This window comes from Streptomyces sp. NPDC016677, assembly GCF_055562815.1.
The window spans coordinates 99,451-112,815 of record NZ_JBVHEO010000007.1; the positions used below are offsets into that span (position 1 = coordinate 99,451).

A 13,365-nucleotide genomic window follows, 5' to 3' on the forward strand; every position below is an offset into this window, starting at 1 on the left:
GGGCGGGTTGCGCGGATCACAGCGCGGGCCGGTGACGGGGCGGGACGGGCCAGGACGGGCCGGGACGGCAGGGGCCGGGGGTACGCGGCGGTACCGGGGCGGGGGGCTAGGCGGAGCGGCGGCAGGACGGCAGGGCAGGCGGCCTGCCCTCACGCCGGTCCCGGTACGCACGGTCAGCCGCCCCCGGTGGCCGGCCGTCGGCGGGGGCGCAGCCGGTGGACGGCCGCGCCGCAGGCGCCCGCGATCAGGACACCGCCGGCGACCAGGGCGGGCACGGAGTCGGTGAAGGCGCCGCCCTGCCCCGCGCGCACGCCGTTCGGGACCGGAGTGTCGCCGCAGGACCCGCCGTGCGGTACGGGCTCCGGGCACGGCGGCCTGGTCGGGCAGGGCTTGCCGGGCCTCTCGGGTTCGTGGCAGGGCTCGCCGCCGCCCTTCTCGGACACGGTGAGCTTCGCGCTCCACGGGTGGCCCTTGCCGCCGTGCGCCGCCGGGCAGGTGCCGTCGACGGTGTACGTCGCGTCGTGGCCGGCCGTGCCGGGGCCCTTGCCGGAGTTCCCGGCGGGGGCGATCCGGGCCGTGCCCCGGTAGGCGGTCGCGGCCGTCCCGCCCGCGTGGCCGGGGACCTTGGGGAGCTTGACGGTGCCCTTCTCGAACGCCTTCGAGGTGGCGTCCAGGAAGGCCGGGGCGGAGCCGCCGGTGGCGGGGCAGGAGACGGAGACGGTGACGTGGGCTCCCGGCCGGACCGTGGCCGGGCTGACCTCGGCGGTCGCTTTCCCGGCCGGACCCCGCCCCCCGGCGGAGCCCTCACCGGCGCCGCCCGGCTCCCCGCCGGCCCGCCCGCCGGAGCCGGCCGCCGCCTCGTCCGGGCGGAGGTCCCCCTCGCCGAGGAGGAGGTCCGGGGAGTCTTCCGCTCCCTCCCCGGGGATGCCGGGCACGTCGCCCTCCTCGTCCGGGATCCCGGGGATGGCGTCCTCCTCGTCCGGGATCTCCGGAAGGTCGTCCTCCTCGTCCGGGATCTCGGGAATCTCCGGAACCTCCTCGGGGGAGCCCGGGTCCTCGTCGTCGGGAGGCTCGGGGACGGCGCCCTCTTCGCGGGCGACCGGCACGGCCGCCGCGCCCGTGCCCGGTACCGCGAGGCCGGGCGCGGCGCCGAGCCCCAGGGCGGCGACGGCCAGGGCGGCGGTCGTCAGAACACGGGCGGCGCGGCGGCGGGCGGCGCGGCCCTTGGTGCGGCCGGTGGGCATGGGGCGGGCTCCTTCGAGCGGCGGCTGCGGGGCACGGCACTCGCGCCCCCTCCGCCATCACAGCCCGCCCGGCACCGGCCCGCGCGCCGCCCTGCTCCGTTCGCGGGACCGCGGCGCCCGGGCGGGTGACGGACCGCGTTTCACGGCCCTGCCCGGCCGGACCGCGGCCTCACCCTTCGGTCTCCCGCAGCACCTGTTCCCGCACCCGGCGGCAGCACCGGCTGATCAGCCGGGAGACGTGCATCTGGGAGATGCCCAACTGCTCGGCGATCCGGCTCTGGGTCATGTCGTCGAAGAACCGCATGTAGAGGATGGCGCGTTCGCGTTCCGGCAGGGCGGCGAGGCGTTCCTTGACGGCCTCGCGGTCGACGACGGTGTCCAGCGCCGGGTCGGGCCCGCCGAGGACGTCGCCGAGCGCGTAGCCGTCCTCGTCGCCGGTGAGTCCGGCGTCCAGGGAGAGGGCGGTGAAGCTCTCCAGGGCCGCCTGGCCCTCCCGGACCTCGTCCTCGCTGAGGTCGGCGTGCGCGGCGATCTCGGCGACCGTCGGGCCGCGGCCGGAGATGGTCTGGGACAGGTCCTGCCCGGAGCGGCGGACGCGGTTGCGCAGCTCCTGGACCCGGCGTGGCACGTGCAGGGTCCACATGTGGTCGCGGAAGTGCCGCTTGATCTCGCCGGTGACGGTCGGGACGGCGTAGCTCTCGAAGGCGTTGCCCAGCTCGGGGTCGTACCGGTCGACGGCCTTGACCAGCCCGAGCGCGGCGACCTGGCGCAGGTCGTCGTAGCTCTCGCCGCGGCTGCGGAAGCGGCCCGCGAGCCGTTCGGCCATGGGCAGCCAGGCCTCGACGATCCGGTCGCGCAGCGCGGCGCGGCGCGGCCCGTCCGGGAGCGCGGCGAGTTCTCGGAAGGCGGCCGCGGTGTCGGGGGCGTCGTCGTGCGGGTGGGGCCGGGCGGGAACTCGGATCGGCATGGTGCGTCGCAACTCCCTCGGAGTGCGGGGTCCGCCGAAGCGTCCGGCGGCGGTTCGTCCGGTACGGCCGGGGGACGCGGGACGGACGCCGGTGCGACGGCACGACCCTGGAGGTCGGCGGTCACCGCGGGAGCAGGTCCGGGGGTACGGACGGATGCCGCCGTGGGCGGCGTCGCGCCGCTCCCACGGGCGTGCCTCCTGTCCGAAGCACTGGGGGTGCGCCTGCCCCGCGGACCGCCCGGCAAACGTACGGGAGGTTTCCGGCCGGTCGCCGGGGTGACTCGGACGACTGCCGCCGACATCGCCCGCACCGACTTCCGGGAGGTCCGCCCATGGGTGCCACAGTCTCCGACCACGTACTGCAGCGACTGCGCGAGTGGGGCGTCGACCAGGTGTTCGGATATCCGGGTGACGGCATCAACGGGTTGCTCGCCGCCTGGGGCCGCTCCGGCGACCAGCCGCGTTTCGTGCAGTCCCGGCACGAGGAGATGTCGGCCTTCCAGGCGGTCGGTTACGCCAAGTTCAGCGGCCGGCTGGGGGTGTGCGCGGCGACCTCGGGGCCGGGCGCGATCCACCTCCTCAACGGCCTGTACGACGCCAAGCTCGACCATGTGCCGGTGCTGGCGATCGTCGGTCAGACGCACCGCACCGCGATGGGTGGCTCGTACCAGCAGGAGGTGGACCTGCACTCGCTCTACAAGGACGTCGCCTCGGAGTTCGTGGAGACGGTGACCGTGCCCGAGCAGCTCCCGAACGTGCTGGACCGGGCGATCCGCACCGCCTACGCGCGGCGCTGCCCGACGGCGGTCATCATCCCCGGCGACGTACAGGAGCTGGACTACTCGCCGCCCACGCACGCCTTCAAGATGGTGCCGTCCAGCCTGGACCGCGGCTCCTGGACGGCGGTTCCGTCGCAGGAGTCGGTGCGGCGGGCCGCGGAGGTCCTCAACTCCGGTGACAAAGTGGCGATCCTGGTCGGCCAGGGCGCGGCCGGCGCCCGGCACCAGGTGGAGACGCTCGCCGAACTGCTCGGCGCGGGCGTCGCCAAGGCGCTGCTCGGCAAGGACGTCCTCAGCGACGAACTCCCCTACGTCACCGGCTCGATCGGCCTGCTCGGCACCCGCCCGTCCTACGAGCTGATGCGGGACTGCGACACCCTGCTGACCATCGGTTCCTCCTTCCCGTACTCCCAGTTCCTGCCCGAGTTCGGCAAGGCGCGCGGTGTGCAGATCGACATCGACCCGCACATGATCGGGATGCGCTACCCGTACGAGGTGAACCTCGTCGGTGACGCGAGGGCCACGCTGGACCGGCTGATCCCGCTGATCGAGGGCGGCCGGGGGCGCGAGTGGTACGACACGGTGTGCGCCAACGTCACGCGCTGGCGGGACACCATGCGGCGGCGGGCCGCGCTGGACGCCGATCCGGTCAATCCGGAGTACGTGGCCGCCGCCCTGGACCCGCTGCTGCCGCCGAACGCCGTCGTCACGTCCGACTCCGGCTCCACCGCCAACTGGTACGCCCGGCACCTGACCATGCGCGGGGAGATGCGCGGCTCGCTCTCCGGGACGCTGGCGACGATGGGGTGCGGGGTGCCGTACGCGATCGGGGCGAAGTTCGCCCACCCGGAGCGGCCCGTCATCGCGCTGGTCGGGGACGGCGCGATGCAGATGAACGGGATGGCCGAGCTGATCACGGCGGCCAAGTACCGGGAGCTGTGGGAGGACCCGCGGCTGATCGTGGCCGTGTGGAACAACCGGGACCTCAACCAGGTCACCTGGGAGATGCGGGCCATGGCGGGCGCCCCGTCCTTCCTGCCCTCGCAGGAGCTGCCCGACGTGCGCTACGCCGACTTCGCCCGCTCGCTGGGGCTGACCGGCCTCCGGGTGGAGAAGCCCGAGGACGTGGAGGGCGCCTGGCGGACGGCGCTGGCGGCGGACGGCCCCGCGGTGCTGGAGTTCCTGACCGACCCGGCGGTGCCGCCGGTTCCGCCGCACGCCACCTGGGACCAGCTGGAGGCCACCGCCTCCGCGATCCTCAAGGGCGACGCGGACAGGGGGTCGGTGGTGAAGCAGGGCTTCAAGTCGAAGGTGCAGGAGTTCCTGCCGGGGCGGGAGAAGAAGTAGGAGACGGCCGCCCCCTGGCCGGCTGTCCGGGGCGGCCCGGGGCCGGCGTTCCAGGGTTGGGCCGTTCGGCGGCGGCGTGCCGAACGGCCCGTGTCCTGCCCGTCCGCGCGGTTCCGGACTGGCGCCGGACGAAAGGAACCCGAGATGGCCTCCACCACCACACTCACCACGGCTTTCCCGGCCGGCCGGAGCGTGCGGCCGACGCGGCTCGGCCGCACGGTGTCCGTCGAGGCGGGCGCCCGGCTGTGCGAAGAGGGCGGGCGCGCCGACCGGTTCTGGATCATCCGCACCGGCACGGTGACGCTGGACCTGCGGGTACCGGGCCGGCGGGCCGCCGTCATCGAGTCGCTGGGCCACGGCGAACTGGCCGGCTGCTCCTGGCACTTCCCGCCGCAGCGGTGGCGCCTGGCCGGCGAGGCGTTGAGCCCGGTCCGGGCCTGGGAGTTCGACGCGGACGCGGTGCGCGAGCTGTGCGCCGGGGACGCCGAGTCCGGCGGTGCGGTGGCCGCCCGGGTCGGCGGCGTGGTCGCCCACCGGCTGCACGCCGCCCGCGTCCGGCTGCTCGACCTCTACGGGCCCCGCGGCAGCGGGAGCGGCAGCGGGCTGTGACCGGGGCCGGTCCGGGTCAGTCGTGCGCGATCACGGCGACGGGGACCGTGGCGTGGTGCAGTACCGCGTGGGTGACGGAACCGATGTGCGCGCCGAACGGGCTGCGGCGGACGCGGCGGCCGACGACCGTCAGGGACGCGTCGCGGGCGGCGTCCAGCAGCCGCTCGGCGGGGCTGCCGGTACGGGACATCTCGACGACCTCCACGTCCGGGTGCCGGTGCCGCCAGGGCAGCAGCACCTGACCGAGCCGGGCGGCCCGCTGCCGGGTGAGGCCGTCGTCGGAGCAGGCGCCGGCGTCCAGACCGTAGCCGTGGTAGGGGGCCGGGCCGCACCCCTGCACGACGTGCAGGGCGGTCGCGCGGCACCGTGCCTCCTCGAAGCCGAAGCCGATCAGCGTGTCGTCAGGCCGGTCGGTGTCCAGGCCCAGCACGACCGGCCGGAACGCGGTGGCCTCGGACGGCGGGCCCGCCGGGTCGGGGAGGTGTTCGCCGGCGGCCTCCTCCCCGGCGCGGACGACGACCACCGGCGTCGTGGTCCGGGCGATCACGGCCTGCCCGACGGAGCCCACCAGGAAGCCCCTGAGCCCGCTCAGGGCGCGGGAGCCGAGGACGAGCAGGGTGGCGCCCTCCCGGGCCGCGTCCACCAGCTCGTCCACGGCCTTGCCGGCCCGTTGTTCGGCGGTCACCTCGACGCCGGGGTGGCTCAGGCGCAACCCCTCGGCGGCCTCGCGCACGAGACCCTCCCGGGGGCCGGCCGGCGGGGCCGCCATCGGCTCCGGCACCGGTTCCCACACGTGCACCAGGCGCACCGGCAGTGCGCGCAGGCCGGCCTCGCGGGCCGCCCACGCCGCGGCGGCCCGGCTCTCGGCCGAACCGTCCAGACCCACGATGATGGTGCCGGGCATGGTGCCCACCTCCCGCCGCCGTCAGGCCGCGGAGGACAGTTCCTCACCGGGGCCGGGTCCCCGCGGCCCGGCCTGTTTCCTGGCGTCCGGTACGGCCGGGGCCGCCTCGGGGCCCTCGGGTGCCGGTTCGGCGGCCGGCAGCAGCAGTTCCTCGTAGCGGCCCAGCGCCAGTACCACGCCGAGCATGAGGGGCGGGATGAGCACAGTGAACAGCACCACCATGGTCCTGTCCGTCCTTCCCGGGGAGGGTGGGCGCGGGGGGGCTACCGGCCGGGTTCCCGCTGCCGGCCGCGCAAACCCGCCGTGCGCCGGGGCGACAAATCGGTCCGGTTCCGCGCGGGTGAATCCGTGTCGCCCTCCGCCTGCCGGGTACGCGGTGCCCACCCCGAAGGACCTGGAGGGAGACATGCAGCGAGGCAGCGACCGGCTGAGCGCCCACCGTGACGACGAGATGAAGCACGAACTGCAGGGACTGCTGCGGTCCGGGCACCCCACCCGCACCGAGGAGTGGCACGACCCCGAGCCGATCGCCGAGGACGACCCGGAGGTGGCGTACGGCCCGGTGACACCGAGCCGCGCACCGTCCCTGCTGGAGTCGCTCCGGCTGGAACTGGCCCGGAACCTGACCCGCGGGTCGTTCCCGGCGAGCGCGCGGGAACTGGCCCGGGGACTGCGGCGCGGCAACGCGCCCGAGTCCCTGGTCGAGCGGGTCGAGGCACTGCCGCACAAGGCGAGCTACACCACCGTCCAGGAGCTGGCCGAGGCCCTCGCCGGGCCGCCCCGCTCCCGGGAGACGTGACCGGCGCGCCATGGACGGGCACACGGGCGAGTACGTCAAGGACGTGATGACCCCGGGTGTGGTGGCCGTACGCCCGGGGGCCTCGCTCGTGGAGGCGGCCCGGCTCATGCGCGACCACGGCATCGGCGATGTCGTGGTGGCCGACGGGCAGCGGGTCGTCGGGATGCTCACCGCCCGCGACATCGCGGTGCGGACCGTGGCCGAGGGCGTCGACCCGCTCACGGTGGGCGTCGGTGCCGTCTGCACCCGCGATCCGCTGGTGGTCGCCCCGGGGCTGCCGGCCCGGGAGGCGCTGACGCTGATGCGCGAGCGGGCGGTGCGCCGGCTGCCGGTCGTGGAGAACGGCCTCCCGGTCGGCCTGGTGAGCCTCGGCGACCTCGGCGACGTCGGCGGCCCCGGCGACCTCGGCCGACGGACATGAGCGTGAGAGAGACGGAAGACAGACAGACGGACGAGAAAGGACAGGAAGCCGTATGCGCATCGCATTTCTGATGGCACCCGAGGGCGTGGAGCAGGTCGAGTTGACCGAGCCGTGGCAGGCGGCGAAGGACGCCGGGCACGAGCCCGTCCTGGTGTCGACGCAGTCCGGTGAGATCCAGGCGTTCGACCACCTCGACAAGGCGGACACCTTCCCCGTCGACGAGGTGACCGGCCAGGCGTCGGCGGACTCCTTCGGCGGGCTGGTGCTGCCGGGCGGCGTGGCCAACCCGGACTTCCTGCGCACCGACGAGGGTGCCGTGGCGTTCGTGAAGGACTTCTTCGCCCGGGGCCTGCCGGTGGCGGCGATCTGCCACGCCCCGTGGACGCTGGTCGAGGCCGACGTCGTACGCGGCCGGGTGCTGACCTCCTGGCCGAGCCTGCGGACCGACATCCGCAACGCGGGCGGCACCTGGGTCGACGAGCAGGTGAAGGTGTGCGACCACGGCCCCAACACCCTGGTCACCAGCCGTAAGCCGGACGATCTGAAGGCGTTCTGCGAGACGTATCTCGCGGAGTTCGCCAAGGCCGGCGGCTGACCCGCGGCCGAGCACGCGAAGAACCGGGCCGGGTGGCCCGCCCCGTGCGGGGGCGGGCCACCCGGCCCGGTTCTGTCAGGTACTGGGTGTGCGGGGCGTCGCCGACTCCCCGCACTCGCGTTCCCGCGCCCCCTCCCGGGTGCGCCCCGCGGCGACCGGGCGCCGCGGATTGCGGCGCAGCCACTCGCCCTCCAGCTGCGCCATCCGCTCGTTGTGGGCCCGCAGGGCGTCGTTCGAGCCGTACAGCAGCGTGTCGTGCCGCGTGCGGTGGATGGTCTCCAGCTCCTTCATGAGCTGCTGGTCGTCCAGGCGACCCGGGTCCACTCCGGTCATGGCGCCGTCCCGCGTGTCGTGTTCGTTCATGCGGGCCGGGTACCCGCCCGGTGACACACCACCCCCGAGCGGTATCCGGGAGGGACCCATGGATCTCGCGTTTCTGCACCCCCTCTATGAACACCAGGGCCCCTGGGCCTCCGTGTACGTCGATCTGTCCCGCAACGCGGAGGACACCGCGCACGCCCGGGACCTGATGGCCGCGGCCGTGACCCAGGAACTGGCGGAGCAGGGCGCCGACGAGGCGACCTGCCGGGCCGCGCGGGAGGCCGTGGAGAGCCTGCGGCACGCCACCGACCCGCACGGCCGGGCGCTGTTCGTGCACGCCGGCCAGGTGGTCCTCGACACCCCGCTGGCCCGTCCGCCGCAGGGCGGCACCACCGTCCACTGGGCACCGCTGCCGCGGGTGTCGCCGCTGCTGGAGCTGGCCGGTGAGGACGCGGTGTGCGTGGTGGCCTACATCGACCGCAAGGGCGCCGACTTCGAGCTGCGCTCCGCGCTGGGCGGCTCGGACGCGGGCGGGGTGACCGGCCGGCAGTGGCCGGTGCACCGCACCAGCTCCGTCGACTGGTCGGAGCGGCACTTCCAGCTCCGGGTGGAGAACACCTGGGAGCACAACGCGGCGGAGATCGCCGACGCGCTCGCCGTGTGCCAGGAGGAGACCGGCGCCGATCTGCTGATCCTGGTCGGCGACGGCCGGGAGTGCCGGTCCGTGCACGAGCGGCTGCCGAAGCGGCTCCAGGGCCGTGTGGCGGAGGCCGCGCACGGCACCGGGAGCCGGCTGCTCGACGAGGAGGTGCAGCGGCTGCGCGAGGAGCATGTCACCGCGCGGGCCCAGGAGGACCTGGACCGGTTCCTGGCCGCCCGCACCCCGGACGGCGAGGGCCGGGCCGCCGCCGTGGAGGGCGTGCCGGCGCTGGTCGAGGCGGCGCGGGAACACCGTATCGACGAGCTGCTGGTCATCCCGGACGGGCCGGACACCCACCGCGAGGTGTGGATCGGCGAGGACGCCGACCAGCTCGCGGTGCGGCGCACCGAGCTGAAGACCCTCGGCGAGCAGAACTCCTGGTCGGCGCGGGCGGACGACGCGCTGCTGCGCTCGGCCGTGATGACCGGCGCCCCGGCGATCTCGGTCCTGCCGGCGCTGCCGGACACGGAGGACCGGGAGGACACGCCGGTGGGCGGGCTGGGGGCGCTGCTGCGCTGGAGGTGAGTCAGCGCGCCCGCTCGACCCGCCGCTCGTCCCACACCGGCTCCGGCGTCTCCCGGACCCGGCCGTCGCTGCCGAAGACCAGGTAGCGGTCGAAGGCGCGGGCGAACCAGCGGTCGTGGGTGACCGCGAGGACCGTGCCCTCGAAGGACTCCAGGCCCTCCTGGAGCGCCTCGGCGGACTCCAGGTCGAGGTTGTCGGTGGGCTCGTCCAGGAGCAGGGCGGTGACGCCCTGCAGCTCCAGCAGGAGGATCTGGAAGCGGGCCTGCTGGCCGCCGGAGAGCCTCTCGAAGGTCTGTTCGGCCTGGCCGGTCAGCTCGTAGCGGCGCAGCCGGGACATGGCGGCGCCCCGGTCCTGGGCGTGTTCCTTCCACAGGATGTCCAGGAGGGTGCGGCCGAGCAGCTCGGGGTGGGCGTGGGTCTGGGCGAAGTGGCCCGCGACGACCCGCGCCCCGAGCTTGACGAGCCCGGTGTGCGCGACGTCCTCGCCGGCCAGCAGGCGCAGGAAGTGGGACTTGCCGGAGCCGTTGGAGCCGAGGACGGCGACCCGTTCGCCGTAGAAGACCTCCAGGTCGAAGGGTTTCATCAGGCCGGTCAGTTCGAGGTTCTCGCAGGTGACGGCCCGTACGCCGGTCCGGCCGCCCTTGAGGCGCATGCGGATGTCCTGCTCGCGCGGCGGCTCGGGCGGCGGTCCGGCCTCCTCGAACTTGCGCAGCCGGGTCTGGGCGGCGTGGTAGCGGGAGGCCATCTCGTGACTGACCGAGGCGGCCTGCCGCAGGTTCAGCACCAGCTTCTTCAGCTGGGCGTGCTTCTCGTCCCAGCGGCGGCGCAGTTCCTCGAAGCGGGCGAAGCGCTCGCGGCGGGCCTCGTGGTACGTGGCGAAGGAGCCGCCGTGCACCCAGGCGTCGGCGCCGGCCGGGCCCGGTTCGAGGGAGACGATGCGCTCGGCGGCGCGGGCGAGCAGCTCGCGGTCGTGGGAGACGAAGAGGACGGTCTTGCGGGTCTCGGCGAGCCGCTCCTCCAGCCAGCGCTTGCCGGGGACGTCGAGGTAGTTGTCCGGCTCGTCCAGGAGCAGCACCTGGTCGGTGCCGCGCAGCAGCGCCTCCAGGACGAGGCGTTTCTGCTCGCCGCCGGAGAGGGTGCGCACCTGCCGCCACTGCGCCTTCTCGTACGGCACGCCCAGCGCGGCGGTGGTGCACATGTCCCACAGCGTCTCCGCCTCGTAGCCGCGCGCCTCGGCCCAGTCGGACAGCGCCTGCGCGTACCGCATCTGGGCGGCCTCGTCGTCGACGGTCAGCACGGCGTGCTCGGCGGTGTCGACGGCGCGGGCGGCGTCGCGGACCCGGGGCGGGGCGACGGAGACCAGCAGGTCGCGCACGGTCGTCTCGTCCCGTACGGAGCCGACGAACTGGCGCATGACGCCGAGGCCGCCGCTGACGGTGACGGTGCCCTCGTGCGGCTTCAGCTCACCGGAGAGCAGGCGCAGCAGGGTGGTCTTGCCCGCCCCGTTGGGGCCGACCAGGGCCACGACGGCGCCCTCCCCCACGCGGAAGGAGACGTCGCCGAGCAGCGTCCTCCCGTCGGGCAGGTGATACTCCAGGTGCGCTGCTTCGAGATGACCCATGAGGCGATTGTCCCCGGTACGGTCCCCTGCCGGGCAACCGCATTTCCGCGCGGGCCCGCGGGCGGCCCGCGCCGGCGGCAGGAAAGGCCACCCGGCGGGTAGGCGGGAGGCATGAGCCCCGACGTAGACCTCACCGTCCCGCTGCCCGGCCCGCATCCCGTCCGCACGGCCTTCCTCGGCCTGGACCACCGTCTGTTCGAGGCGGTGGCCGCCCGGCACTGGCCCGGCGGCGACCGGGTGCTGCCCCGGCTGAGCCGCAGCGCCAACCACGGCGTGCTGTGGTTCGCGGCCGCCGCGGCGCTGGCCGCGTCCCGCACGCCCCGGGCCCGCCGGGCCGCCGTACGCGGCCTCGCCTCGCTGGGCGTGGCCTCGCTGACCATCAACACCCTCGGCAAGCGTTCGGTGCGCCGGCCGCGGCCGGTCCTCGACCCGGTGCCGCTGGTGCGGCGGCTGAAGCGGCAGCCGATCACCACCTCGTTCCCGTCCGGGCACGCCGCCTCGGCCGCCGCGTTCGCCACCGGGGTGGCTCTGGAGTCCCCGGCGTGGGGCGCGGCCGTGGCACCGGTGGCCGCGGCGGTCGCCGCCTCCCGGGTCTACACGGGCGTCCACTTCCCCAGTGACGTGCTGGCGGGGGTGGCGCTCGGGGCGGGGGCCGCGTTCGCCGTACGGGGACTGGTGCCCACCCGGGCCCAGCTGACTCCGCCGGCCCGGCCGCGCGCGGAGATGCCGGCGCTGTCCGGCGGCGAGGGTCTGGTGATGGTGGCCAACCTGGGCTCGGGCACCTCGGAGCGGGTGCGGGCGCTGTGCGACGCGCTGCCGCTGGCCGAGGTCATCGAGGCCGAGCCCGCCGATGTGGCGGCCGAGTTGGAGAAGGCGGCGGGCCGGGCCCGGGTGCTCGGCGTGTGCGGCGGCGACGGCACGGTGAACGCGGCGGCCTCGGTCGCCCTGCGGCACGGGCTGCCGCTGGCGGTGCTGCCCGGCGGCACGCTGAACCACTTCGCCTACGACCTGGGCGTGGAGGACGTCCGGGCGCTGTGCCGGGCGCTGGAGCGGGGCGAGGGGGTGCGGGTGGACGTGGGCCGGTTCACCTCCGGGCGGCTGAACGGGATCTTCCTGAACACCTTCAGCCTCGGGGTCTACCCGGAGCTGGTGCGCGAGCGGGAGCGCTTCTCGCACCGGATCGGCGGCTGGCCGGCCGGGGTGCTGGCGGCCGTACGGGTGCTGCGGGCCGACCGGCATCCGCTGCGGGCCGAGGTCGGGGGCCGCACCCGGCCGCTGTGGCTGCTGTTCGCGGGCAACGGCACGTACCACCGCATGGGCCTGACGCCGGGGCGCCGCCTCGACCTGGCGGACGGCCGGCTCGACGTACGGGTGGTGCACGGCGGCAGCCGGCCCGCGCTGCGGCTGCTGTCCGCGGCCTTCGCCGGACCGCTCACCCGCTCCCCCGCCCACGCGGCGGTACGGGTGGGGCGGCTGCGGCTGGCCGGGGTCGCGCCGGGCACGCTGCTGGCGTACGACGGCGAGGTCACCGAGACCGAGGGCGACGTGACGGTGGAGAAACTGCCCGAGGCGCTCACGGTGTACCGCCCGCTGACGTGACCCTGACGAGCCGTCATCCCACATGCCGAAACGACAGGTCTCATCATGTGATCGACAGGCGTACGGTGACCCCAGCCGCCGAGAGGGGATCAGCGATGCCGCAGCCGCGGGAGACCGCCGTCTACACGCACGGGCACCACGAGTCCGTGCTCCGCTCGCACACCTGGCGCACCGCCGCCAACTCCGCCGGGTACCTGCTCGGCTCCCTGAAACCGCACATGAGGATCCTGGACATCGGGTGCGGTCCCGGGACCATCACCGCTGACCTCGCGGCGCTGGTCCCCGACGGCCACGTCACCGGCGTCGACCGGGCCCCGGAGATCCTGGACCGGGCCCGGTCGACGGCGGTCGGCCGGAACCTGACGAACATCGACTTCGCGGTGGCGGACGTCCACGCCCTCGACCACCCCGACGACACCTTCTGCGTGGTCCACGCCCACCAGGTGCTCCAGCACGTGGGCGATCCGGTGCGGGCGCTGCGCGAGATGCGGCGGGTGACGAAGCCGAACGGTTTCGTCGCCGTCCGCGACTCGGACTACGGCGCCATGACCTGGTACCCGGCGTCGGCCGGGCTGGACGACTGGCTGGACCTCTACCGGCGGGTGGCCCGGGCCAACGGCGGCGAGCCGGACGCCGGGCGCCGGCTGAAGGCGTGGGCGCTTCAGGCGGGGTTCACCGACATCACCGCCACCTCCAGCGCCTGGACCTTCAGCACGCCCGAGGAGCGGGCCTGGTGGGGCGGCCTGTGGGCGGACCGCACCGTGGAGTCGGCGTACGCCGGGCGGGCCACCGGGGGCGGTCACGCGACGGCGGAGGAACTGCGGGCCGTTTCGGCGGCCTGGCGGAATTGGGCGGCACAGCCCGACGGCTGGTTCTCGGTCCTGCACGGAGAAATTCTCTGCCGGAAAGAAGCCTGATCGATGAAATCCGGGAC

Annotated in this window: 14 protein-coding genes; 8 read left to right on the top strand and 6 right to left on the bottom strand. The window is 75.0% G+C overall.

What is annotated here, in order from left to right; all coding sequences use genetic code 11:
* Positions 1–173 precede the first annotated feature (173 nt).
* Together ACZ3IG_RS20615 and ACZ3IG_RS20620 are read right to left on the bottom strand one after the other, a co-directional pair.
* Positions 174–1,244 (bottom strand): hypothetical protein, encoded by a 1,071-nt coding sequence (locus tag ACZ3IG_RS20615; protein ID WP_467433817.1) that lies wholly within the window; start codon positions 1,242–1,244, stop codon positions 174–176.
* Positions 1,245–1,413: 169 nt separating this feature from the next.
* Complete coding sequence (locus tag ACZ3IG_RS20620) at positions 1,414–2,211, bottom strand: RNA polymerase sigma factor SigF (protein ID WP_467433818.1); 798 nt, start codon at positions 2,209–2,211, stop codon at positions 1,414–1,416.
* A 332-nt stretch (positions 2,212–2,543) separates the two neighbouring features.
* Here ACZ3IG_RS20620 and ACZ3IG_RS20625 point away from each other — a divergent pair, with 332 nt between their 5' ends.
* A complete protein-coding gene (locus ACZ3IG_RS20625; protein ID WP_467433819.1) occupies positions 2,544–4,337 on the top strand; it encodes a thiamine pyrophosphate-requiring protein in 1,794 nt (597 codons plus the stop codon).
* 144 nt (positions 4,338–4,481) lie between these two features.
* Positions 4,482–4,946: a Crp/Fnr family transcriptional regulator gene (locus ACZ3IG_RS20630; RefSeq protein WP_467433820.1), complete on the top strand. Its 465-nt coding sequence runs from the start codon at positions 4,482–4,484 to the stop codon at positions 4,944–4,946.
* A gap of 16 nt (positions 4,947–4,962) precedes the next feature.
* Here the strand turns inward: ACZ3IG_RS20630 and ACZ3IG_RS20635 are convergent, their stop codons facing one another.
* Entirely contained in the window at positions 4,963–5,850 is an 888-nt protein-coding gene (locus ACZ3IG_RS20635; protein ID WP_467433821.1) for a universal stress protein, read from the bottom strand.
* Between the two features lie 21 nt (positions 5,851–5,871).
* Positions 5,872–6,072 carry a hypothetical protein gene (locus tag ACZ3IG_RS20640; protein ID WP_467433823.1) on the bottom strand — a complete coding sequence of 67 codons (201 nt, stop codon included), beginning with the start codon at positions 6,070–6,072 and terminating at the stop codon, positions 5,872–5,874.
* A gap of 184 nt (positions 6,073–6,256) precedes the next feature.
* Here ACZ3IG_RS20640 and ACZ3IG_RS20645 point away from each other — a divergent pair, with 184 nt between their 5' ends.
* The 3 genes from ACZ3IG_RS20645 to ACZ3IG_RS20655 are packed head-to-tail and all read left to right on the top strand — an operon-like array spanning position 6,257 to position 7,665.
* On the top strand, positions 6,257–6,649 hold the full coding sequence (locus ACZ3IG_RS20645) for a DUF2795 domain-containing protein (RefSeq protein ID WP_467433824.1): 393 nt from the start codon (positions 6,257–6,259) through the stop codon (positions 6,647–6,649).
* A gap of 10 nt (positions 6,650–6,659) precedes the next feature.
* The gene (locus ACZ3IG_RS20650) at positions 6,660–7,070 is read left to right on the top strand and encodes a CBS domain-containing protein (protein WP_467433825.1); all 411 of its coding nucleotides are present in this window, start codon (positions 6,660–6,662) and stop codon (positions 7,068–7,070) included.
* Between the two features lie 52 nt (positions 7,071–7,122).
* Positions 7,123–7,665, top strand: a complete 543-nt coding sequence (locus ACZ3IG_RS20655) for a type 1 glutamine amidotransferase domain-containing protein (protein ID WP_467433826.1) — start codon at positions 7,123–7,125, stop codon at positions 7,663–7,665.
* 75 nt (positions 7,666–7,740) lie between these two features.
* Here ACZ3IG_RS20655 and ACZ3IG_RS20660 read toward each other — a convergent pair whose 3' ends face one another.
* Positions 7,741–8,028: a DUF6158 family protein gene (locus tag ACZ3IG_RS20660; RefSeq protein WP_215168434.1), complete on the bottom strand. Its 288-nt coding sequence runs from the start codon at positions 8,026–8,028 to the stop codon at positions 7,741–7,743.
* Positions 8,029–8,086: 58 nt separating this feature from the next.
* Between ACZ3IG_RS20660 and ACZ3IG_RS20665 the strand changes: the two genes are divergently transcribed.
* Complete coding sequence (locus tag ACZ3IG_RS20665; RefSeq protein ID WP_467433827.1) at positions 8,087–9,211, top strand: baeRF2 domain-containing protein; 1,125 nt, start codon at positions 8,087–8,089, stop codon at positions 9,209–9,211.
* Between the two features lies 1 nt (position 9,212).
* On the opposite strand, the gene ACZ3IG_RS20670 is transcribed toward ACZ3IG_RS20665, so the two are convergent.
* Complete coding sequence (locus tag ACZ3IG_RS20670; protein WP_467433828.1) at positions 9,213–10,832, bottom strand: ABC-F family ATP-binding cassette domain-containing protein; 1,620 nt, start codon at positions 10,830–10,832, stop codon at positions 9,213–9,215.
* A gap of 111 nt (positions 10,833–10,943) precedes the next feature.
* On the opposite strand from ACZ3IG_RS20670, the gene ACZ3IG_RS20675 reads away from it, so the two are divergent.
* Positions 10,944–12,431, top strand: a complete 1,488-nt coding sequence (locus tag ACZ3IG_RS20675) for a phosphatase PAP2 family protein (protein WP_467433829.1) — start codon at positions 10,944–10,946, stop codon at positions 12,429–12,431.
* 95 nt (positions 12,432–12,526) lie between these two features.
* Positions 12,527–13,348 (top strand): methyltransferase domain-containing protein, encoded by an 822-nt coding sequence (locus ACZ3IG_RS20680; protein WP_467433831.1) that lies wholly within the window; start codon positions 12,527–12,529, stop codon positions 13,346–13,348.
* Positions 13,349–13,365: the final 17 nt, after the last annotated feature.